Below are 22,093 nucleotides of genomic sequence, written 5' to 3'. Positions count from 1 at the left end.
CCATAGACGCTTGTAAATTACCAAAAGTTTTTAGAGATCATGAACAGTACTTATACAGCTCCACGTCGATTAATCAAAACTCCAGATGAAATTGAAAAAATGCGCATTGCAGGACGACTGGCGGCTGAAGTTCTAGATATGATCAAGCCGCATATTAAAGCTGGTGTAAGCACACTCGAGCTTGATACGATTTGTCGTAATCATATTGAAAATGTACAGCACGCTATTCCGGCCTGTGTAGGTTACGGTGGTGCGCCAGGACGCCCTGCTTTTCAACACTCTATCTGTACTTCGGTTAACCATGTTGTATGTCATGGTATTCCTTCTGAAAATAAAATCTTAAAAAATGGCGATATCCTTAACATCGACGTGACCGTCATTAAAGATGGTTATCATGGCGATACCAACATGATGTATATCGTGGGTGGTGAAACTTCTATTCTGGCAAATCGTTTATGTAAAGTAGCTCAAGAAGCGATGTATCGCGGAATGGCAACAGTTAGAGATGGTTCGTATTTAGGCGATATTGGACATGCCATCCAAAAATATGTCGAATCAGAGCGTTTTAGCGTAGTGCGTGAATATTGTGGTCATGGCATTGGTACCGTTTTCCATGATGAACCTCAAGTGTTGCACTATGGCCAAGCTGGTACGGGCATGCGTTTAGAAGCTGGTATGACTTTCACTATTGAACCTATGGTAAATGCGGGTGTTTGGCAAACCAAATTGCTTGGTGACAAATGGACAGTTGTAACCAAAGACCATAAACTTTCAGCTCAATATGAACATACTATTTTAGTTACTAAAACAGGGATTGAAGTATTAACAGCTCGCCCAGAAGAAGATCTTTCACGCTTTAATCAATAATTTAATCAAAATTAATAAAAGGCTGCTTTATGTAGCCTTTTCTTTTTTATTTTGTACTTTTTATTAATAAATATTTCCAAATATAAACAAATATTTCAAAAAAATTACAATTATTAATTTTTAATACACAATTTTTTCAATAAAACGCGTTATGGTGGGCTCAATAAAAATCAGTAAACAAATGCTCGGACATGGAGTCCTTTTATGATGAAAAAGTCATTATTTTGTATGACAGCTGCCTTATTTGCTCTGCCAACAGTCACTTCCGCCGCTTCCCCATATTTTAGTTTAAAAGATGGTGATGGTTTCAAACGTTTTTCAGTCTCAGCTGGTCCTTTATATGTCAAACCAACAGGAAAAGCCCAACCTGTTTTTGTGAATACTGCTGTGAAAAAAGGTGAACAAGCTCAGGTTGGCGATGTCTCTATTAAGACAGTCAAAGAGAGTATGTCTAAAGATATGGATCCCAACTTATCTACATTCTTTATAGATTTCTTAGATAAATTAGGAAAAGAAAAACTACCAGCAGAATTAAGTGGTAATGCGAATATTTATGGATTAGATCAATGGGATAATCCGGGGACAGGTTTAGAAGCAGATGATGTTACAACACTAGGCATTATGACAAACTACTTCTTTACCGATAATGTTTCATTAGAAATAAAGGCAGGTATTCCCCCAAAAGTCGACTTACAGGGTAAAGGTAAAATTTATGCTCCCCTTAAAGCCCAAGCTCATCCATCAATTGAGCTACCTTTAATTGGGGGTATTGGTTTACCATCTATTGATTTAGAAAAACAAATTTTTATCACTGACCTTGAAGGCCATGGAAGTGCGGCATCAGCTCGAGCTTGGACACCAGCATTTGAATTTCAATATCATTTTGGCAAGACCGGTGTAAATAAGTTCAGACCTTATATTGGACTGGGCGTAATGTATGCGTATTTCAATGAATTAGAAATAAATCCTGAAATCGAAAAAGATTTAGTAAATGCTGGTCATATGATTGTCAATATTAAAGATGGCAAAGCGGGAGCTGCTCTTGATCGTTTAAAAAGTTCTGGTGATCCAAAAGTAAATCTTGAGGCTTCCGATGCCATTGCACCTGTTGCGACTGCCGGTTTCACCTATGACTTTAATGACAAATGGTATGCTGTTGGTTCTGTGTCTTATGCTCACTTAAAAACAGATACAACTATTACAGTCAATGACGCCAAATACGGTGAGTTAATTAATGCAAAAGCAGATATCGAAATTAATCCAATATTAGGTTATGCCGGTATTGGTTACCGATTCTAAATCTCAAAAGCACACAAGCTATAAAAGCTTTACTTAAGCTTTTATAGCTTTTTTATCCCACTAAAATTGCTTCTTTTTAAACCAAAATGCCAAAAAAATGAGCATTTTTTAGGATCATGTTTACGAAGTTCAACCTTCTTTATTTTTTATTATCACCTCTTCTTTTAATTCCTTTTCTCTAATCATTTTTATATTAGACAACTAACCTAATAAAATTAAAAACTAAGATTTTCCTTTTAGTAAAAATTATCTTTTGGCACGTCCTTTGCTTTATTTATGACATGATGAATCAATGGCGATTCAATGGATAAACCAAGACGGCCAAAGATGTCCGCTCTGATCGGTATGCAAATAGACAATTCATTTTGTCGTGCAAATTAAAATTTCGTTCAGTTCAGGGGGACGGCGTATGTCTTCAAATATTAATTTAGATGCAAAAAAAGCGACTGAAATTAAATTATTCAGTTTTTCAACCCCAGCCATGCGTGCTTTCCACATGACTTGGCTCGCGTTCTTTGTCTGCTTCTTCGCATGGTTTGCTTGCGCTCCATTAATGCCCGTTATTAAAGGTGAGTTCGGCTTAACCAAAGATCAAATTGCCAATATTAATATTGCCGCCGTTGCAATTACAATTTTAGTGCGGCTTGCTGTCGGACCACTTTGTGATAAATATGGTCCTCGTATTACTTACACCACCCTTCTCTTACTTGGCAGTATTCCTGTATTTGGTGTTGCCGCTGCCAACAGCTATGAATCTTTTCTTTTCTTCCGTTTACTCATCGGTGCAATTGGCGCAAGCTTTGTCATTACGCAATATCATACCAGTATCATGTTTGCGCCAAATGTCGTAGGCACAGCAAATGCAGCTGCTGCGGGTTGGGGTAATGCTGGCGGTGGTGCAACACAAGCTCTAATGCCTTTATTACTCGGCGCAATTGTCATGTTCGGTGTCGAGCAAACTATGGGTTGGCGCGTTGCATTAATCGTACCAGGCGTAATGATGGTAATTGTCGGGGTTCTTTACTGGAAACTTACCCAAGACTGTCCTCAAGGAAACTTTAAAGAAGTTCGTGCACAAGGTATTGAGGTGGGTAGCGGTAAAAAGGGTGGCATGGCAATCTTAATGCAAGCGGCTCGTAACTACCGTGTCTGGATTTTATTCCTCGCTTATGGTGCTTGCTTTGGTATTGAAATTTTCATCCATAATGTTGCGGCAATGTACTATGTTGACCAATTCAAAATGGATTTAAAAACAGCAGGGTTAACCGCAGGTATATTTGGTCTTCTTGCCTTATTTGCACGTGCATTAGGTGGTATTATTTCCGATAAAGTCGCACTTAAAAAAGGTTTAGACGGACGTACTAAAGTGCTTGTACTAATGATTTTAGGCGAAGGTTTATTCTTAATACTCTTCTCTCAAATGAACGTCGTAGCTCTTGCAATTATTTCCATGACAATTTTTGCATTGTTTACCCATATGGCTTGCGGAGCAACATATGCACTGGTCCCTTTTATTGACCGAAATGCATTAGGCGGCGTCGCAGGCATTATTGGCGCAGGTGGAAATGTGGGCGCAGTGGCAGCTGGTTTCTTACTAAAAGGCGTACTTGATATTCAAACTTGTCTATTTATTTTAGGTGGACTGGTTATGGTTGCAGGCTGTAGTGTAATTTTGATTCGCTTCACAACCGAGCACAAAGAAAAAGAAAAAGTACTTTTTGAACAGGCTCTACTTGAACGCAATTCCGCAGCCTAATTCTGATAAGAAGCAGAAATCAAAAATGATTTTTGCTTCTTCCCCTTTCTCATAATAGTCCACAATCTCTAAGATACTTTTTAACTTTTCTTAAAATAATTTTATAGATATATCGATATTATTCGATATATCTTCTACAATGATTTATCACATTCTTATAATTTTCTACTCACAATGACTAAAACAAGCCATCAGTTTTCTCAATCACTCATTTATATGCTCATTGGAAGTGCCATTATTTTGGCTTTGTCACTAGGTGTACGACATGGTTTTGGGCTTTATTTAGTCCCGATGAGTCATGAGTTCGGTTGGGGGCAGCATGTTTTTAGTCTAGCAATTGCCATGCAAAATCTAATCTGGGGTGCAGTTCAGCCTTTTACTGGGGCAATTGCAGATAAATATGGCAGTAAAGTTGTGGTAACAGTCGGCGGATTACTTTATACCCTTGGCTTACTCTTAATGGCTTTTAGTTCAAGTGTACTCATTTTGAATTTAAGCTTAGGTCTTATTATTGGTTTAGCTTTATCAGCAACCTCATTTACAGTTTTGCTTAGCGCAGTAGGCCGAGCTGCTCCGCCAGAAAAAAGAAGTATGGCAATGGGTATTGCTAGTGCAGCCGGTTCTTTTGGCCAATTTATTATGCTGCCTTCTACCCTTCTCTTACTTAAGACAGTGGGATGGTCATCAGCTTTAATGGTAAGTGCCCTGTTAATCGCTCTTATTATTCCTCTAGCATGGATGTTAAAAGGGCCAAGCAACCAAACCCCAAAAGCAATTGCCCAACCTCAGCTCACCTTTAAACAAGTACTGAATATTGCTAGAAAACATAAACCTTTTTGGTGGTTAGCTTTAGGCTTTTTAGTATGTGGCTTCCAAGTTGTCTTTTTGGGTGTTCACCTACCAGGTTATTTAATCGACCACGGCTTTGATGCCGCTACAGGTACGGTGTTTCTTGCTTTAGTCGGATTATTTAATATCATAGGGACTTATGGCGCAGGCTGGTTAGGAGATCGTTTCTCGAAACCTAAGTTATTAATGGCACTTTATGGTAGCCGCGGCATCGCAATCATTGCTTTCTTATTATTACCTCTAAGCACTTATACAGTATATGCTTTCGGTATTATCATGGGGCTTCTATGGCTTTCTACGGTTCCGCTCACCAACGGTATCGTGGCAAATATGTTTGGTGTTAAATACCTTTCAATGTTAAGTGGTATTGTATTTTTCACCCATCAAGTCGGGTCTTTCTTTGGTGGTTGGCTTGGCGGTGTTAACTATGATTTAACAGGTAATTACAATGCGATTTGGCTCTGTTCTATCGCATTGAGTATATTAGGGGTAATCGTACATTTCTTTGTAAATGAGGAGGCTGTTATTCATGACGCATAATGCTGTACTTTTGAAAACAATTATGACTTTCCTCATCTTAGCTCTTCTGGTTTTATCTATTGTTTTATGGAAACAGACACCTGATTTGTTTGAATATTTTAATCAAGCATTTTGTGCACACTAGAAAGATGAGACGCTGAAATCACTCTGTACATTGTCATAAAAATATAAAAAACATATGGTCTAATAAAAATAAAAAAGCCCGCAAGTTTGCGGGCTTTTTTATGAAAAACTTATTTAAAATCAAAATAAACGATTCATACCATTAAGTGCAGCTACACGGTATGCTTCAGCCATTGTTGGATAGTTAAAAGTCGTTTCAACAAAATATTTCAAAGTATTGTTTGGGCTGTGCATAACTGCTTGTCCAATGTGGATAATTTCAGCAGCATTATTACCAAAACAGTGAATACCTAAAATTTCCAAAGTGTCACGATGGAAAAGAATCTTCAACTCACCTACTGTATCACCGGTAATTTGTGCACGAGCCAAATGACGGAAAGAAGCCTGACCGACTTCATACGGAATTTTCTCTTCCGTTAATTCCTGTTCATTCTTACCAATAGATGAGATTTCCGGAATGGTATAAATACCTGTAGGGATATCACGTACTGGCTTAGCGTCTTCACCACTCATGTTTGCACCAGCACAGCGCCCTTGGTCATAGGCAGCCGAAGCAAGTGAAGGCCAACCAATCACGTCACCAGCAGCATAGATGTTTTCAACTTCAGTTTGATATTGATCATTTACAGAAAGTTGACCACGACTATTTGGTACCAACCCAACATTTTCAAGACCTAAACCTTCTGTGTTACCTGAACGGCCATTACACCAAAGAATCGCATCAGCTTTAATCTTTTTACCACTTTGTAAATGTAGAACAACGTGGTCATCAAATGTTTCAAGATGATCCATTTGTTCATTGTGACGAATCAACACGCCCTGTTCACGTAAGTGATAAGACAAAGCATCGGCGATTTCATCATCTAGATAACTTAAGAGTTTTTGTTGAGTATTGATCAAGTCAACTTTATGGTCTAAACCAATAAAGATTGAGGCATATTCACAGCCAATAACACCTGCGCCGTAAATAATGATTTTTTGAATTGAGTAATCAAGATCAAGAATTTTGTCCGAATCAAATACGCGCGGGTGGTCAAAATCAAGACCTTGCGGATGATAAGGACGGCTACCTGTCGCAATCACGATTTGCTTACAGATAATTGTTTCTTTAATGCCTTCGTGGCTAAAAACTAAAACTGTGTTTTTGTCTTGAATATATGCACGACCGTGGAAGACACCAATTTTGTTACGGTCATAAAAGCGTGTATGCGTATCAACCTGTTGTTGAATCACTTTGTGCGCATTACGCAAGACCTGTTTCATAGTGAACTGCTTCCATTCACCTACTTTTTGAAACATTGGATCACGCTGATAGCGAATAATGCTAGAAACTGTTTGACGTAATGCTTTACTTGGAATGGTTCCTACGTGTGCACAGTTACCACCGAGTTGATCACGTACATCTACAATTGCAACACGCTTACCAGCTTTTGCAAGCTTCATTGCCGCGCCTTCACCTGCAGGTCCAGAACCGAGAACTACCGCATCGTACTTAACGAAATTCCCACTAACGACCTCTTTTTTACGTGGCATTGAAAGCTCCTTCCTCTGTTGAATGACCATATTTTATAATAAATTATGGCTAATATGCGGTGAATTTATGTATTTCTCAACCCTATATTTCTGAATAGCCACATTTATTATATGAATAGTTATTTTCCGCTATTACTTGTAGAAGTCCGCTATAATACAATGTCAATGTCTCTATAAACGAGTGGAAAAGTTAAATATGTCAGAACACCGTAAACCTGAACAGGGTGTAAAACTTCGTGGCGCAGAAAAAGTCGCAAGAATTCCTGTAAAAGTTGTACCTACGGTTGAAGTGCCGCGTAAACCTGACTGGATTCGTGTCAAGATGACGGCACCAGAAGAAGTTCAGCGTATTAAAACGACTTTACGTGCTCAAAAACTCCATACCGTTTGTGAAGAAGCAGCTTGTCCGAACCTTCCAGAATGCTTTGGCGGTGGTACAGCAACATTCATGATCATGGGTGATATTTGTACACGTCGTTGCCCTTTCTGTGACGTAGCGCATGGTCGTCCAAATGCATTGGACCCTGATGAACCACGCCATATGGCAGAGACAATTGCCAATCTTAAGCTCAAATATGCAGTAATCACTTCGGTTGACCGTGATGACTTGCTTGACGGCGGTGCACAACATTTTGTGGACTGTATTAAAGAAGCTCGCGCACTTAGCCCAAATACATTACTTGAAATTTTAGTACCAGACTTCCGTGGACGTATGGATATTGCTTTACGCATTATGACTGAATGTCCGCCAGACGTATTTAACCACAACATTGAAACTGTGCCACGTCTATATAAAGCGATGCGCCCAGGTTCAGATTATCAACACTCTTTAAACTTATTAAAAATGTTTAAAGAATACTGCCCAGATATCCCAACAAAATGTGGTTTGATGGTCGGTATTGGTGAAACTGAAGAAGAAGTTATTGCATTACTTGATGACTTACGTGCTCACGATGTTGACTATGTAACTATTGGTCAATATTTACAGCCTTCTAAACAACATGCACCAATTGACCGCTTTGTAACGCCAGAAGAGTTCGAACGTTATGCAGAGCATGGCCGTAAACTTGGCTTTAGAAATATTTGGTCTGCACCAATGGTTCGTTCAAGTTACTTTGCTGATCGTCAATACCACGGTGAACCAGTACCAGAAGTTCGTCGTAAAGTAGATCCAGCTAAAAAAATTGCTGTTCAAGTTGTCGAAGCTTAAAAATTAAAATCAATGAAAGCCCTCTAGTTCAGAGGGCTTTTTATTTGTATAAGAAAATCAATAACATTTCTTGACAAATCGATAAAACAAGCCATTACACTTTCATTCAAAAATATTTTATACCTAAAAGCACGATATATCCCTGCTCTAGCATATACATCAATTGCGACATAAAAAATCAAATTTAAACAGCATTAAAAAATTCGCTAGTTAAGCCTTAAATCTCTCCTCGCTTTTTTATTATTTCTAACTTGAGGGCTTATCTAGCAAGGAGCAAGTATGATTTTCCTACTCTTTGTTTTAAGTATTGTCATTCAGCTTGTTGCAATATGGGCAATTTTCTTTTTTAACCTAAATAGAGTCGCTGGTAGTGTTATTACGATTGCTGTAGCCATACTTACTGCTTTCATTTTAACGCCGTGGGCATTACTTTTAGGGATTCCCCTTATTGCACTTAGCATTATTATTTTGTTTAAACATTTACGGTTTAACTTAATTACCCAACCTGCATATAAAACTCTGGCCAACTCAATGCCGAGCATCAGTACCACTGAACAAGAAGCCTTAGAAGCAGGAACAAGCTGGTGGGAAAAAGAGTTATTTATGGGGGCTCCAGATTGGTCGCAATTTGAAAAATATCCCTATCCTACACTTTCACCAGAAGAACAAAGTTTTATCGATAATGAAGTTGAAGTGCTATGTAGCATGCTTGATGAATGGGAAATTCACCATCAATTAAAAGACCTTCCTCCTGAAGTTTGGCAGTTCATTAAAGATAAAGGCTTCTTGGGTCTTATTATTCCAAAATCCTTTGGCGGTAAAGAGTTCAGCTCATTTGCTCAAAGTCGCATTATGAGCAAAATTGCCTCGCGTTCATTAACTGCTGCGGTGAGTTGTATGGTTCCTAACTCATTAGGACCCGGTGAATTACTCATGCATTATGGTACAGATGCGCAAAAGCAGCAATATCTACCGGGACTTGCTAAAGGTGAAGAAATTCCATGCTTTGGTTTAACCAGTCCGGAAGCAGGTTCAGATGCAGGTGCAATTCCAGATTCGGGTGTAATCTGCTATGGCGAATATGAAGGTGCTCAAGTTCTTGGGCTCCGCATGAATTTCTCTAAACGTTGGATTACGCTCGCTCCAATTGCCACAGTGGTCGGTCTAGCATTTAAACTTTATGACCCCGAAGGTTTACTTGGAGATAAAACTAAAACTGAGTACGGGATTACCTGTGCTTTAATTCCAGCCAATCATGCAGGCGTAAAAATAGGTGCACGACATTATCCAGGCTCTCCATTCATGAATGGGACAGTAGAAGGTGAAGATGTCTTCATTCCAATTGACTGGATTATTGGCGGACAAGAAAATGCCGGTAAAGGCTGGCGCATGCTGATGGAATGCCTAGGTGTTGGCCGCGGCATTTCATTGCCAGCATTAGCCACAGCCGCAGGTGAAATGAGCTATCTCACTGTCGGTGCATTTGCAAGAATTCGTCAACAGTTCAATATTTCTGTCGGCAAATTTGAAGGTGTACAAGAAGCAAGCAGTGAAATTGCCAGCGATGCCTATATGCTTGAAGCATTCCGTTATTTAGTGACGTGTGGTCTAAACCAAGGTGGAACCCCTGCTGTAATGACTGCCATGGCAAAATACTATGCAACTGAAACGATGCGTAAAGTGGTTAATCACGGAATGGATATTGCTGGAGGACGTGCAATTCAACTTGGGCCACGCAATTTCCTTGCTCTCACCTATCAAGCGATTCCAATTGCTATTACGGTAGAAGGCGCAAATATTTTAACCCGTTCATTGATGATTTTTGGTCAAGGCTCAATGCGCTGTCACCCTTATCTTTTTGAAGAATTGCAATTACTTCAGTCTGATGACAAAGCCAATGCCGTACAAAAATTCGATGATTTGTTGTTTAAACATTTAGCCTATACCTTTAACCGCGGTGCTAGATCATTTGCTTATGGTTGGACGGGTGGTTCGAGTGATGCACCTCAATCAGCAGATCAATTCACTGCAAGTTACTATAAAACCATCAATCGTTTTAGCGCCAATTTTTCACTTGTTTCCGATATGGCACTTGGCTTACTCGCAGGAGACCTAAAGCGTAAAGAAATGCTATCAGGCCGCTTGGCAGATATTCACGCGCACTTGTTTATTGCCACAGCGATTTTAAAATTTTATGAGGCTGGACAAAAAACTGAAGCTGAACAATTGCATGCAAAACTAGCACTGCAAAAAGCATTCTTGAATATTCAGGAAGCATTTTGGGGGCTATTTGACAACTTCCCAGCCAAGCTTCCAGCAGCATTTGTCAAATGGATATGTTTCCCGCTAGGTCGTGTGATTTCAAAACCTGACGATGAGTTAAAACAACAAGTTGCTGAACTCATGATGGAAGAACATCCGTTTAGAGAGCAACTCAAACGCCATGTGTACTATTCAACTGAACCTAATGATGTCACTGGCCGTCTAGAGCACACATTCCAAATGTTAAGAACCATTGAGCCGCTTTGGGATAAGTTTAAGAAAGCTGAATCCAAAGGCAAATTTACGGGTCTTACTTTTGAAGAGAATATTGCGCAAGCGATAAAAGAAGGCTTTATTTCTGAAAGCGAAGCTCAACAATTATTGCAGTACAACGCAATTCGATTCGATAGCATGCTTACCGATGTTTTTGATGAAAAGCTAAATAAAGACCTACCTTTATCAAATCCTCATCAAATAGTGTGACTGATGCCTCCACTAATTCACTATTGCAATCATTTTTGAATCGCATTAATTAATAAACAGCCATAAAAGCGTCACTCGACGCTTTTATTTTTAGGAGAAATTAATGTCTAAGCAAGATTACGAAAATGGATTAAAAGTTCGCACAGAAGTGATGGGAGAAGCTTTTGTAAAACGTGCCCAAGAAAATACCGTGCCCTTTACCCAGCCTTTACAAGACTGGATTAATGAACATGCATGGGGATCGACTTGGCAACGTGAAGGTGTGCTGCCACGTAAATATCGCTCATTAATTACTTTGGCAATGTTAACTGCACTCAAATCACCAACAGAGCTCAAGGGCCATGTTCGTGGTGCACTCAACAATGGTTGTACAGTTGAAGAAATTCAGGAAACTTTATTGCATAGCCTGCCATATTGCGGTGCCCCTGCTACTCAGGAAGCTTTCCGGGCTGCGTTAGAAGTCATTCAAGAATATCAACAACAATAACTTCAGTATGAGCCAGCACTTTACTGGCTCATTTAAATTTAATTCAATTTAGTCGAATGAATATTTAAATTACGATCACCAATCACGACAGCCTGACGGCAAATACCTTCTGCTTTACGTTGATTCTCAAAAACTGCTGCCGACATCGGCTCAAAACTATCAAAAAAGCAGATTTCATTTTGATCTATAGAATAAATGAGTGACTGATTCCCTACCCCTTCTAAAGTGTCGTAGTACACAATCACCATTTTTCCATTTTGCGTCTCTGTTTGAATATCTTGATAGCTCAGCGCTGGCCCAGTTGGTATTCTTAATACCTTTGCTTCTTTATAGCTCATGCGTTCGCTTGAGCTAATGTTAGGATCATGATCTGAGTAAAATGACACCTCAAAGCCCAACTTTTTTAAAGCAACGGCTAAAGCAATCGTATAAGTTCCTTCATCGTCATAACGGCAAACTTTAATTAGCTCAGCGACATCAATTTGCACTCCATGATGTTGAAGTACCATCCAAACTGCAAAAAGGCCACAGTTCGCTTCGAGGTTTGCCAAAGATTCGGGAATATTTAAGGCCATAATTTAAATCTAAAGTCGTAATTACGCAGATAATAAACAAAACTGGATTGGCACTAAAAGCTTTTCCAAGTACAATGTTTCGCTAGTCGAGGGATGCTGCGACAAATGATCGGCACTAAAGATCATTTTGCCAGGCTCGACGATCGGTTAAACACTCGTTTTAACCAACAACGGCATCCGCGAACAGAATGATCAATACTATTTTTTCCTAGGAGATCCTGATGAACGCGGTTAATGCTTCATTTACAGATTACAAAGTTGCTGACATCTCACTTGCTGACTACGGTCGTAAAGAAATCAAACTTGCTGAAGCAGAAATGCCAGCTTTGATCGGCTTACGTAAACGCTATGCAGCTTCTAAACCACTTGCTGGCGCAAAAATTCTTGGCTGTATCCACATGACCATTCAAACAGCGGTTCTTATTGAAACGCTTGTTGAATTAGGTGCTGAAGTTCGCTGGACATCTTGTAATATCTTCTCGACTCAAGACCACGCTGCTGCTGCAATTGCTGCTCGCGGTATTCCAGTTTTTGCTTGGAAAGGTGAAACTGAAGAAGAATATGTATGGTGTCTTGAACAACAAATCAATGTAAATGGCCAACCTTGGGATGCCAACATGATCTTGGATGATGGCGGTGACTTAACTGCTCTTGTTCATGAAAAATATCCTGCACTTTTAGAGCGCATTCACGGTATTACCGAAGAAACCACAACAGGTGTTCAACGTCTTATCGAAATGTGGAAAGACGGCACTTTAAAAGTACCGGCAATCAACGTAAATGACTCTGTTACTAAGTCTAAAAACGACAACAAATATGGTTGCCGTCACTCATTAAATGACGCAATCAAACGTGCAACAGATATGCTTTTATCTGGCCGTCGTGCGCTTGTGATCGGTTACGGTGACGTAGGTAAAGGTTCTGCTCAATCTTTACGTCAAGAAGGCATGATCGTTCGTGTAACTGAAGTTGACCCAATTTGTGCAATGCAAGCATGTATGGATGGTTATGAAGTTGTATCTCCATACAAAAACGGCGTACAAACAGGTAAAAAAGAAGATATTAACCACGATCTTCTTGGCAACACTGACCTTGTTGTAACAACAACTGGTAACTACCATGTGTGTGATGCAGCGATGTTAGACAGCTTAAAAGCTGGTGCAGTTGTATGTAACATCGGTCACTTCGATACAGAAATCGACACGGCTTATTTACGTGGTTACAAGTGGGTTGAAGTTAAGCCACAAGTTCACCAAGTTTATCGTTCAGAAGACGAAAACAACTATCTTATCCTTCTTTCTGAAGGCCGCCTTGTAAACTTAGGTAATGCAACTGGTCACCCATCACGTGTTATGGACGGTTCTTTTGCTAACCAAGTTTTAGGTCAAATTCACTTATTCCAAGAGAAATTTGCCGACCTACCTGCAAGTGAAAAAGCTGCAAAAATTCGCGTAGAAGTTCTTCCTAAGAAACTTGACGAAGAAGTTGCTGCTGCAATGGTTGCAGGTTTCGGTGGTGTACTCACTCAGTTAACTCAAGAGCAAGCTGATTATTTAGGCGTTGCTGTTGAGGGGCCATTCAAATCTGACGCTTACAAATACTAAGAACATAAGGGCAGACGGTGAACCGACTGCCCTTTTTTCTAAAAATGTTTCGCTGTTTACAAGGATTTGACATGACTAAACGTACACCTATTTCTTTTGAGTTTTTTCCGCCAAAAACTGATGCCGGTGCTGAAAAACTTCGTATTGTTCACCAAGAATTACAGCAATTAAATCCAGAGTTTTTCTCGATTACTTATGGTGCTGGTGGTTCTACTCGTGAACGCACACTTGCTGCTATTGAAGATTTCAATGGTAAAGGCACTCCTGTTGCCCCTCACCTTTCTTGTATTGGTGATGATAAGACGCGTATTGCTGAACTACTCGATTTATACAAAGCTCAAGGCATTGACCGTATTGTCGCTTTACGTGGTGACTTACCATCTGGACAGGTTGGTCTTGGCGAACTTCCTTATGCTCAAGATTTAGTACGTTTTATTCGTGAGCACTCAGGCGACCACTTTCATATTGAAGTTGCGGCTTATCCAGAAATGCATCCTCAAGCCGAAAGCCTCGACTCAGATATCCAACGTTTTATTGAAAAAGTACAAGCTGGTGCTAATGCGGGAATTACTCAATTCTTCTTTAATCCAGACTCATACTTTTATTTTATAGAGCGTTTGGATAAAGCTGGAATTAACATTCCAGTCGCTCCTGGTATCATGCCTATTACCAATGCAAGTAATTTAATTCGCTTTGCAGATGGTACTGGTGCTGAAATTCCTCGCTGGATTCGTAAGCAATTACAAGCCTATGGCGATGACAGTGAAAGTATTAAAGCTTTTGGTCATGAAGTTGTTGTTAAGCTATGCGAACGCCTCATTGCAGGTGGTGCACCAAGCTTACACTTTTACTCAATGAACCAAGTCGAACCAACTCGTCAGCTTGTTGTTGACCTTGGTTTAAATTAATTTTGTAAGGCGTACCCAATGAATCGTTTTTTTATCGAAACTGAACTTACAGTTGGCTCAACAATTCAACTAACTGAATCAGTCTTCCATCATTGGGTACGTGTTTTACGCGCACAATTACAAGAACAAGCCACACTATTTAATGGGCAAGGTGGTGAGTATCTCGCGACATTGACCGAAATTAATAAAAAAAATGCGTTTGTCACTATTGAGAATTTTAATCCTGTAAACCGTAATGCCCCATTTAAAGCCATTCTTGGTCAGGTCATGAGTAAAGGTGACCGAATGGATTATGCCATTCAGAAAGCAACTGAACTTGGCATCAGTAAGATTCAGCTCTTGACCAGTGAACGTTGCGAAATGCGTTTGAAATACGACCGCGATCAAAAAAAATTAGATCATTGGCAAGCTGTTGCAATTGCAGCATGTGAGCAATGTGGACTCAATTTAGTTCCAGAAGTTTTAGCACCTATTGCTCTTCATGAATGGTTAAACTCATCCGACCTTCCTGCATCTAAATTTGTTTTGGCTCCTGAAAAAGAGCAAAAAGATGTATTGGCAGGGATACAACCTGAACTAGCCCTCTTAATTGGTCCTGAGGGTGGTTTAAGTGACAATGAAATTACGCAAGCCAATCAAGCTGGATTTATGAACTGGTGTATTGGGGACCGTGTATTACGTACTGAAACTGCACCTGTTGTAGCATTATCTATTTTAAATTATCGGTTTTTATCCATATAAACTTATTGAACATTGATTAAATCAACAATTAAAGTTAACTTACTTTTACAGTATGAATATTAATTTAAATTTTTTTCCACTGATAAATCAGATTCTTTCTGTATAAATGTAAAAAAATAGGATAGAAAAATCTTATGTCTGGCCTTCAGGAAGAATATTTACAGCATCAAACAAAAATTGAGCAGCTTCGCCTCTCAATTCAATATATCCGCTGGTATCTTGTTAGCCTAATTTTACTGTGCCTAATTTCAGCTATTATTTTCTTTTGTTACTTTACTTCTTACATTACAAACTTTATTTGGTCAATTGGCTTTACTATTTTGACGCTTACTTGTCTATTATTTGTCCCAAAGCTATTAACACATTATCGTGATATTCATTTCATTAAGAAAACAGATTTAGTGCTACAAGGCATTTGTTTGGCGTCTGGAATTTTAATGGGAATAAATATCATTGTTCTGCATTTTTCCCTTCCTGACACTTTAATATCTGTTTCTGATGTTCATATCCTCATAGCATTATTTATTACCTCAGCTCACATAATTGGTCTTACATTTTTAACTCAACAACCTCGATATTTTTATTTACTCTTTATTCCAAGTACAGTTCCACTCATTATTGGACAGTTTACTCACTCTCAAATCACCCAACTCCCCTTTTACTTTGCGTATAATTTAGCTTTCGTCGCAACTTTACTTTGTGCTTATGCAACTCAGCGTAACTATCAAAAAATTTCTCAACTATTATTTAAAAATAAACAACTTGTTCAAGTAGCAGAACAGCATACTCAATGGGCTGAAGAGTTATGTGTACAGCTCCAACAAGAAGTAAATAAATCTAAAGATATTGAAGCACAGCTTCAATTTAATAATCATTTGCTCGAACAAAAGGTTCGGGAAAGGACATATGACCTCACTAAAATGAATGAGAGGCTTGAAAGCCATCATCATAATTTAGCATTTGCACATGAAACAGCAGGTATCCGACCGTGGGATTGGGATATTGAGAAACAAAAATTAGAAATAACGTTTTTTGATCAACAAAAACAAACTCAAAATACTCCTTTACACCTCAAGTCAATTTTAGAGCGCATTCATCCCAATGACCGAAAGTTATTTGATGAACGTTTAAAAGAACACTTGGAAGGAAAATCTGATCACTTCAATATTACCTTCCGTATTCTACGTCGTAATGGTTCGTGGCGTTGGATTCATGACGTAGGACGTGTCATTAGCCGTGATCCTAAAACTAATAAAGCTTTACGTATGGTCGGAATGACCAGAGATATTCATCAGGAAAAAAAAGATCAAGAACATTTGAGACTTTCTGCGATTGTGCTTGAGCAGGCAGCTGAAGGAATTTTTATTCTAGATGAAAAACTCAACTATATTGAAGTTAACCCCTATTATGAGAAATTAACTGGCTTTTCAAAATCTGAATTATTAAGTCAGCAGCTATTTAATATCACAATAAATCAGAAGCTACAGCAACAACAATTTCACGACTCCATTACTCAACAACTTCTAAAAACTGGCGAATATATGGGCCAATTTGATGAAAAGTTTACATCGGGTAAAAGTGTCTATTTATGGCTTCATATTAATGCAGTTAAAGATGAGTACAACCAGATTATTAATTATATTGGTTTTGCACGTGATTTAACCGACCAAAAGCGACAAGAGCAGCATTTATCTTATTTAAAAAACTATGATAGTTTGACTCACCTTCCTAACCGCTTTTACTATTATAATCAATTACATCAATATCTTGTTAATCCATCTTATAGTTTTAAAAATTTGGCTTTAATACGTATTAATATCGATAGATTTAGAGCATTTAATGAGTTTCTAAATAATGATAGTGGGGATGAGTTACTTAAACAATTTGCACAGCGACTACGACTGACCAATATCAATGCAATTTTAGTGGCTTACTTAAACGGCGATGATTTTGCAATTATTTATGAAATATCACCTATTCATCCCAACATTGAGCAATATTGCCAAAATATATTACAAGCTTTAAATGCGCCTTTTTATATTGATGAACAAGAATATTTCATTACAGCTTCTATTGGGGTTGCTTGTTTCCCTGAGCATGGCCGGCAAATTGATCACCTCAACAATCATGCCGAACAAGCGTTGTCGGAAGCAAAACGTTTAGGTGGCAATACTATCAGCTATTACTGTAATAAAACTACAAACCCATACAAGACAGCAGACTTAGAACAAGAGTTGCGTAAAGCCATTCAAAATGATGAATTTGTTGTGTATTACCAACCAAAAATTAATTTAAATGACAAATCGATTAAAGGTTTTGAAGCCCTCATTCGCTGGCAGCATCCTGAAAAAGGGTTAGTTATGCCAAATATGTTCATTCCTTTTGCTGAACGTAGTAGCCTTATTTCCGATATTGGTAAAGTTGTTTTAGATAAAGTTGGCAAACAGCTACAAGAATGGAAAAAAGCTGGCTATGCCGATGTCCGAGTTTCTGTAAATATTGTTGCTCAACAAATTCATCGAGGTCTTTTACTCAGTGATTTAGACGAAGTTTTAGACACATATCATCTTGATGGTTCAAATTTAGAACTAGAAATCACGGAATCTGCTTTATTAGATAATACTGACAATGTAAAAAAACTATTGCACTCCATTAAAGAACGTAATATTTCAATTGCACTAGATGATTTTGGCACTGGATATTCATCGCTAGCTTATTTAACAGAATACCCAATCGATGTTTTAAAAATTGACCGGGCCTTTGTTTCGAAAATCGGTGATCAAAAACAAGAAGCAATTGTGAATGCGATGATTGCGATGGGTAAAAGCATGGGATTAAAGCTAGTTGCAGAAGGTGTGGAAACCGAAGAACAAGTTATTTATCTACAAAAGCAGCAATGTGATTTTTTACAAGGCTTTTTCTTTAGCCGTCCACTTCATCCAAATCAGATTCTTCAATATCTACAAACAAATACGCATATTTGATAATTGTTTTAACAGTCTATTTTACATGCGCTGGTTTTTCCAAAAATGAGCGTTTTTGACTGTGAGAAATAGAGAAGTAGTGTTATATTCTTTAGCATTTAGCTCACCATGAGGCTATTGGCCATTCGTCTACCTATTATGTTACTTGATATAATTTTGTACATAGTAGGCAGATAAATTACCAACCTTTGTGAGCAACTTGACTAGTTTGCTTTTTTGTATCAATAGAGACTCAGATGGACGATCAATCTTTAAAACAGGCCGCTTTAAATTACCACGAATATCCAAATCCAGGGAAAATCAGCGTCACGCCAAGTAAGCAACTTGTCAACCAACGAGATTTGGCTCTAGCTTATTCACCAGGGGTTGCTGCTCCATGTTTAGAGATTGAACGTGATCCTTCGGCTGCTGCAAAATATACAGCGCGTGGTAACTTGGTTGCTGTTGTCAGTAACGGTACTGCGGTTCTTGGTTTAGGTAATATTGGTCCATTAGCTTCTAAACCGGTAATGGAAGGTAAAGGCGTTCTGTTCAAAAAGTTCGCTGGTGTCGATGTATTTGATATTGAAATTGCTGAAAACGATCCAGATAAAATCGTTGATATTGTTGCTTCATTAGAACCAACTTTCGGCGGTATTAACCTTGAAGATATCAAAGCGCCTGAATGTTTCTACATTGAAAAGAAACTTCGTGAACGCATGAAAATTCCTGTGTTCCATGATGACCAACACGGAACAAGTATTATTGTAGGTTCAGCATTATTAAATGCTCTACAAATCGTTAATAAGAAAATTGAAGAAATCAAAATCGTTGCTTCAGGTGCAGGTGCTGCTGCCCTTTCTTGTTTAGATTTACTTTGTGCTTTAGGCGTAAATAAAGAAAACATCATTGTTGCCGATTCTCGTGGTCTTCTTACAACTTCACGTGAAGGCTTGGATGAATCGAAAAAACGTTATGTACAAGACATTAAAGCGACCCAATTACATGAAGTAATGGCTGGCGCGGATATGTTCTTAGGTCTTTCAGCTGCCGGTATTCTCACCAAAGATATGGTGAAACAAATGGCTGAAAATCCGATTATTTTTGCATTAGCAAACCCGGATCCAGAAATTCTGCCTGAACATGCACATGAAGTACGTCCAGATGTAATCATGGCAACTGGTCGTTCGGACTACCCGAACCAAGTAAACAATGCTTTATGTTTCCCTTATATCTTCCGTGGTGCACTTGATGTAGGTGCTACAACAATTAACGAAGATATGAAAATTGCATGTGTACATGCAATTGCACGTATGGCTCACGTAGAAGCTGACGCAGCTACTTATGGTGAAAAATCTGCTTCATTTGGTCGTGACTACTTAATTCCACGTCCACTTGATCAACGTTTGATTTTAGAAATTGCGCCTGCTGTTGCTAAAGCAGCAATGGATTCAGGTGTTGCAACTCGTCCTATCGAAGATTTCTCTGCATATCGTCAAAAACTTTCTGAGTTTGTTTATAACTCAGCATTCTTGATGAAACCGATTTTTGCTCAAGCAAAAACAGATCCTAAACGTATTGCATACGCTGAAGGTGAAGATGAGCGCGTATTACGTGCTGTTCAAATTGCAGTTGATGAAGATTTAGCTAAACCAATCTTAGTTGGTCGTACAGCAGTCATTGAAGCAAACATCAAAAAATTAGGCTTACGTTTACAACACGGCGTAAATATCGAAATTGTAGATCAAGAACAAAATCCGTTATACGAAGAGTTCTGGAAAGACTACTATCAAACTATGCAACGCAAAGGCATCACTGTTGAATATGCTCAACGTGAAGCTCGCCGTCGTTCAACACTCATTGCTGCGCTTCTAGTTAAGTTTGGCAAAGCAGATGGTATGTTATGTGGTACTTACAGTAGCTACAACATCCACCTTGACTTCGTACGTAATGTAATTGGTCTTAAAGAAGGCATGAACAACTTCTTCACGCTTAATGCATTAATGCTTGAAGATCGCAACTTGTTTATTGCTGATACTTATGTAAACACTAATCCTACTGCTGAACAACTTGCTGAAATGACTATTTTAGCGGCTGAAGAAGTACGTCGCTTTGGTATTACACCACGCGTCGCGCTACTTTCTCATTCAAGCTTCGGTAGTGACCAGACAGACTCAAGCGCTCAAAAAATGCGTGAAGTTTATCGTATTTTATCTGAGCAAGCTCCAGAGCTTGAAGTTGAAGGTGAAATGCATGGTGATGCAGCATTAGACGAAAATATTCGTCATTTTGCATTCCCTGGTTCTCGTTTCAAAGGTTCAGCGAACTTGTTGATTATGCCGAACCTAGATGCAGCAAATATTTCGTTCAACTTGTTAAAAGCAACTTCTGGTAACAACGTAACAATTGGTCCAATTTTGCTAGGTGCTGCTAAACCAGTTCATATTTTGACTCCGACAGCGACGACTCGCCGTCTTATCAATATGACTGCTTTAACAGTTGCTGAAATTCAACAGCAAGAAAAGTAATTTAGAAACCGCTTTTTACGAAAAGCCTTTCTAATGACTTGAGAAAACCTCTATTCTGTAGCATGATTGCTTGAAGAATAGAGGTTTTTTCATGCAAGTGTATTTAGTAGGCGGTGCTGTTCGAGATTATTTACTTGGGCATCCCTATCAAGAAAAAGACTATGTTGTGGTCGGTGCAACGCCGGAACACATGCTCGCCCAAGGTTTTCAACCTGTAGGCAAAGATTTCCCTGTATTTCTTCATCCCGAAACCAAAGAAGAATACGCACTTGCACGAACCGAACGAAAGTCTGGACAGGGATATCACGGGTTTCAATTCTTTACTGATACAACCGTTAGTTTAGAAGATGACTTAATTCGTCGAGACTTAACCATTAATGCGATTGCAATGGATCAAGACGGTAAAATATATGATCCATATGGTGGCCAAAACGACTTAGAAAATAAAATTCTGCGCCACGTTTCAGAAGCTTTTGCTGAAGACCCTCTACGGGTATTGCGAGTCGCACGTTTTGCCGCCCGATATTTCCCATATGGTTTTCAAATTGCGCCAGAGACATTGCAACTTATGCAAACCATGGCAGATTCAGGTGAACTTGATGCACTAACACCAGAGCGCGTCTGGAAAGAAACTTCACGCGCTTTAATGGAAAATCATGCCGATATTTATTTCCAAACTTTGCGTGATTGTGGGGCCTTAAAACATCTTTTCCCTGAGATTGATGCTTTATTCGGTGTGCCTCAACGCCCCGAATATCATCCTGAAGTGGATTGTGGCATTCATACTTTAATGTCATTACAGCAAGCTTGTAAGTCGAACTACTCGCTTGATGTACGTTTCGCTGTTTTAGTGCATGATCTTGGTAAGGCCCTCACTCCAGCTGAAGAACTTCCTCGTCATATCATGCATGAAGAACGTGGAATTAAGCCAGTTACCCAATTATGTGAACGTTTAAGAGTTCCGACACAGACCAAACAATTGGCATTATCAGTGTGCAAAGAACATTTAAAATGTCATCAGATTATGTCCTTGAAACCTGGTACTTTATGGCGTCTATTGCAACGCTTAGATGTTTTACGTCGCCCAGAAAGAGTGGAAGCTTTTGTACAAGCCTGCGAGTGTGATGCAAAAGGCAGATTAGGACTAGAAGATCGTCCATATCCTCAAGCTCAATACATGCGTGAAGCCATGCAAATTGTTCGCTCCATTAAAGTTCAAGATTTACCAGAGAACATTAAGGGTGCTGAAATTGGTGAAATGCTTATTCAATATCGAATTGAAGCTTTAGCTGAATTTAAAAATCAGCATCAAAGTCTTAGTCACTCCTAATAAACAACAATAAAAAAAGCCTCAAAATGAGGCTT

General features: G+C 38.9%; 15 protein-coding genes. 13 read left to right on the top strand and 2 right to left on the bottom strand.

The features are described 5' to 3' along the window. Window positions 1-39: 39 nt before the first annotated feature. The 4 genes from map (at window position 40) to NQ782_RS00375 (ending at window position 5,311) form a co-directional block, all read left to right on the top strand. The gene (gene map, locus NQ782_RS00390; protein ID WP_001089491.1) at window positions 40-867 is read left to right on the top strand and encodes a type I methionyl aminopeptidase; all 828 of its coding nucleotides are present in this window, start codon (window positions 40-42) and stop codon (window positions 865-867) included. Window positions 868-1,071: 204 nt separating this feature from the next. Further along, a complete protein-coding gene (locus tag NQ782_RS00385) occupies window positions 1,072-2,166 on the top strand; it encodes an OmpW family protein (RefSeq protein ID WP_000976523.1) in 1,095 nt (364 codons plus the stop codon). 409 nt (window positions 2,167-2,575) lie between these two features. Then, window positions 2,576-3,922 (top strand): MFS transporter, encoded by a 1,347-nt coding sequence (locus tag NQ782_RS00380; RefSeq protein ID WP_000097618.1) that lies wholly within the window; start codon window positions 2,576-2,578, stop codon window positions 3,920-3,922. Between the two features lie 174 nt (window positions 3,923-4,096). Next, entirely contained in the window at window positions 4,097-5,311 is a 1,215-nt protein-coding gene (locus tag NQ782_RS00375) for an MFS transporter (RefSeq protein ID WP_057094354.1), read from the top strand. Window positions 5,312-5,554: 243 nt separating this feature from the next. On the opposite strand, the gene sthA is transcribed toward NQ782_RS00375, so the two are convergent. Continuing rightward, the gene (gene sthA, locus NQ782_RS00370) at window positions 5,555-6,967 is read right to left on the bottom strand and encodes a Si-specific NAD(P)(+) transhydrogenase (RefSeq protein ID WP_001137505.1); all 1,413 of its coding nucleotides are present in this window, start codon (window positions 6,965-6,967) and stop codon (window positions 5,555-5,557) included. Window positions 6,968-7,163: 196 nt separating this feature from the next. Between sthA and lipA the strand changes: the two genes are divergently transcribed. From lipA to NQ782_RS00355, 3 genes are all read left to right on the top strand, one after another. Then, window positions 7,164-8,177 carry a lipoyl synthase gene (gene lipA / locus NQ782_RS00365; RefSeq protein ID WP_001289255.1) on the top strand — a complete coding sequence of 338 codons (1,014 nt, stop codon included), beginning with the start codon at window positions 7,164-7,166 and terminating at the stop codon, window positions 8,175-8,177. A 279-nt stretch (window positions 8,178-8,456) separates the two neighbouring features. Further along, window positions 8,457-10,922, top strand: a complete 2,466-nt coding sequence (locus tag NQ782_RS00360; protein WP_057094356.1) for an acyl-CoA dehydrogenase — start codon at window positions 8,457-8,459, stop codon at window positions 10,920-10,922. A 103-nt stretch (window positions 10,923-11,025) separates the two neighbouring features. Continuing rightward, window positions 11,026-11,409 carry a carboxymuconolactone decarboxylase family protein gene (locus tag NQ782_RS00355; protein ID WP_000043121.1) on the top strand — a complete coding sequence of 128 codons (384 nt, stop codon included), beginning with the start codon at window positions 11,026-11,028 and terminating at the stop codon, window positions 11,407-11,409. A 38-nt stretch (window positions 11,410-11,447) separates the two neighbouring features. Here NQ782_RS00355 and NQ782_RS00350 read toward each other — a convergent pair whose 3' ends face one another. After that, window positions 11,448-11,984 (bottom strand): cysteine peptidase family C39 domain-containing protein, encoded by a 537-nt coding sequence (locus tag NQ782_RS00350; RefSeq protein ID WP_057094358.1) that lies wholly within the window; start codon window positions 11,982-11,984, stop codon window positions 11,448-11,450. Window positions 11,985-12,205: 221 nt separating this feature from the next. Between NQ782_RS00350 and ahcY the strand changes: the two genes are divergently transcribed. From ahcY to NQ782_RS00320, 6 genes are all read left to right on the top strand, one after another. Further along, a complete protein-coding gene (gene ahcY / locus NQ782_RS00345; RefSeq protein ID WP_000994845.1) occupies window positions 12,206-13,588 on the top strand; it encodes an adenosylhomocysteinase in 1,383 nt (460 codons plus the stop codon). Window positions 13,589-13,659: 71 nt separating this feature from the next. After that, window positions 13,660-14,496, top strand: a complete 837-nt coding sequence (gene metF / locus NQ782_RS00340) for a methylenetetrahydrofolate reductase [NAD(P)H] (protein ID WP_000167013.1) — start codon at window positions 13,660-13,662, stop codon at window positions 14,494-14,496. Between the two features lie 18 nt (window positions 14,497-14,514). Continuing rightward, window positions 14,515-15,237 carry a 16S rRNA (uracil(1498)-N(3))-methyltransferase gene (locus NQ782_RS00335; RefSeq protein WP_057094360.1) on the top strand — a complete coding sequence of 241 codons (723 nt, stop codon included), beginning with the start codon at window positions 14,515-14,517 and terminating at the stop codon, window positions 15,235-15,237. A 134-nt stretch (window positions 15,238-15,371) separates the two neighbouring features. Next, window positions 15,372-18,221 carry a bifunctional diguanylate cyclase/phosphodiesterase gene (locus tag NQ782_RS00330; RefSeq protein WP_000016038.1) on the top strand — a complete coding sequence of 950 codons (2,850 nt, stop codon included), beginning with the start codon at window positions 15,372-15,374 and terminating at the stop codon, window positions 18,219-18,221. A gap of 236 nt (window positions 18,222-18,457) precedes the next feature. Next, window positions 18,458-20,728: an NADP-dependent malic enzyme gene (locus NQ782_RS00325; protein WP_000342684.1), complete on the top strand. Its 2,271-nt coding sequence runs from the start codon at window positions 18,458-18,460 to the stop codon at window positions 20,726-20,728. Window positions 20,729-20,819: 91 nt separating this feature from the next. Then, window positions 20,820-22,058 (top strand): multifunctional CCA addition/repair protein, encoded by a 1,239-nt coding sequence (locus NQ782_RS00320; protein ID WP_001198539.1) that lies wholly within the window; start codon window positions 20,820-20,822, stop codon window positions 22,056-22,058. The last annotated feature ends 35 nt before the right edge of the window (window positions 22,059-22,093 follow it).

The organism is Acinetobacter sp. BD54 (assembly GCF_044778325.1).
GTDB lineage: Bacteria > Pseudomonadota > Gammaproteobacteria > Pseudomonadales > Moraxellaceae > Acinetobacter > Acinetobacter baumannii.
This window is presented reverse-complemented; position numbering and strand designations above follow the sequence as displayed.

Bases quoted from the DNA above. Each gene is read 5' to 3' on its own strand.
- map (WP_001089491.1), top strand. From the start codon at position 40: ATGAACAGTACTTATACAGCTCCACGTCGATTAATCAAAACTCCAGAT.
- NQ782_RS00385 (WP_000976523.1), top strand. From the start codon at position 1,072: ATGATGAAAAAGTCATTATTTTGTATGACAGCTGCCTTATTTGCTCTG.
- NQ782_RS00380 (WP_000097618.1), top strand. From the start codon at position 2,576: ATGTCTTCAAATATTAATTTAGATGCAAAAAAAGCGACTGAAATTAAA.
- NQ782_RS00375 (WP_057094354.1), top strand. From the start codon at position 4,097: ATGACTAAAACAAGCCATCAGTTTTCTCAATCACTCATTTATATGCTC.
- sthA (WP_001137505.1), bottom strand. From the start codon at position 6,967: ATGCCACGTAAAAAAGAGGTCGTTAGTGGGAATTTCGTTAAGTACGAT.
- lipA (WP_001289255.1), top strand. From the start codon at position 7,164: ATGTCAGAACACCGTAAACCTGAACAGGGTGTAAAACTTCGTGGCGCA.
- NQ782_RS00360 (WP_057094356.1), top strand. From the start codon at position 8,457: ATGATTTTCCTACTCTTTGTTTTAAGTATTGTCATTCAGCTTGTTGCA.
- NQ782_RS00355 (WP_000043121.1), top strand. From the start codon at position 11,026: ATGTCTAAGCAAGATTACGAAAATGGATTAAAAGTTCGCACAGAAGTG.
- NQ782_RS00350 (WP_057094358.1), bottom strand. From the start codon at position 11,984: ATGGCCTTAAATATTCCCGAATCTTTGGCAAACCTCGAAGCGAACTGT.
- ahcY (WP_000994845.1), top strand. From the start codon at position 12,206: ATGAACGCGGTTAATGCTTCATTTACAGATTACAAAGTTGCTGACATC.
- metF (WP_000167013.1), top strand. From the start codon at position 13,660: ATGACTAAACGTACACCTATTTCTTTTGAGTTTTTTCCGCCAAAAACT.
- NQ782_RS00335 (WP_057094360.1), top strand. From the start codon at position 14,515: ATGAATCGTTTTTTTATCGAAACTGAACTTACAGTTGGCTCAACAATT.
- NQ782_RS00330 (WP_000016038.1), top strand. From the start codon at position 15,372: ATGTCTGGCCTTCAGGAAGAATATTTACAGCATCAAACAAAAATTGAG.
- NQ782_RS00325 (WP_000342684.1), top strand. From the start codon at position 18,458: ATGGACGATCAATCTTTAAAACAGGCCGCTTTAAATTACCACGAATAT.
- NQ782_RS00320 (WP_001198539.1), top strand. From the start codon at position 20,820: ATGCAAGTGTATTTAGTAGGCGGTGCTGTTCGAGATTATTTACTTGGG.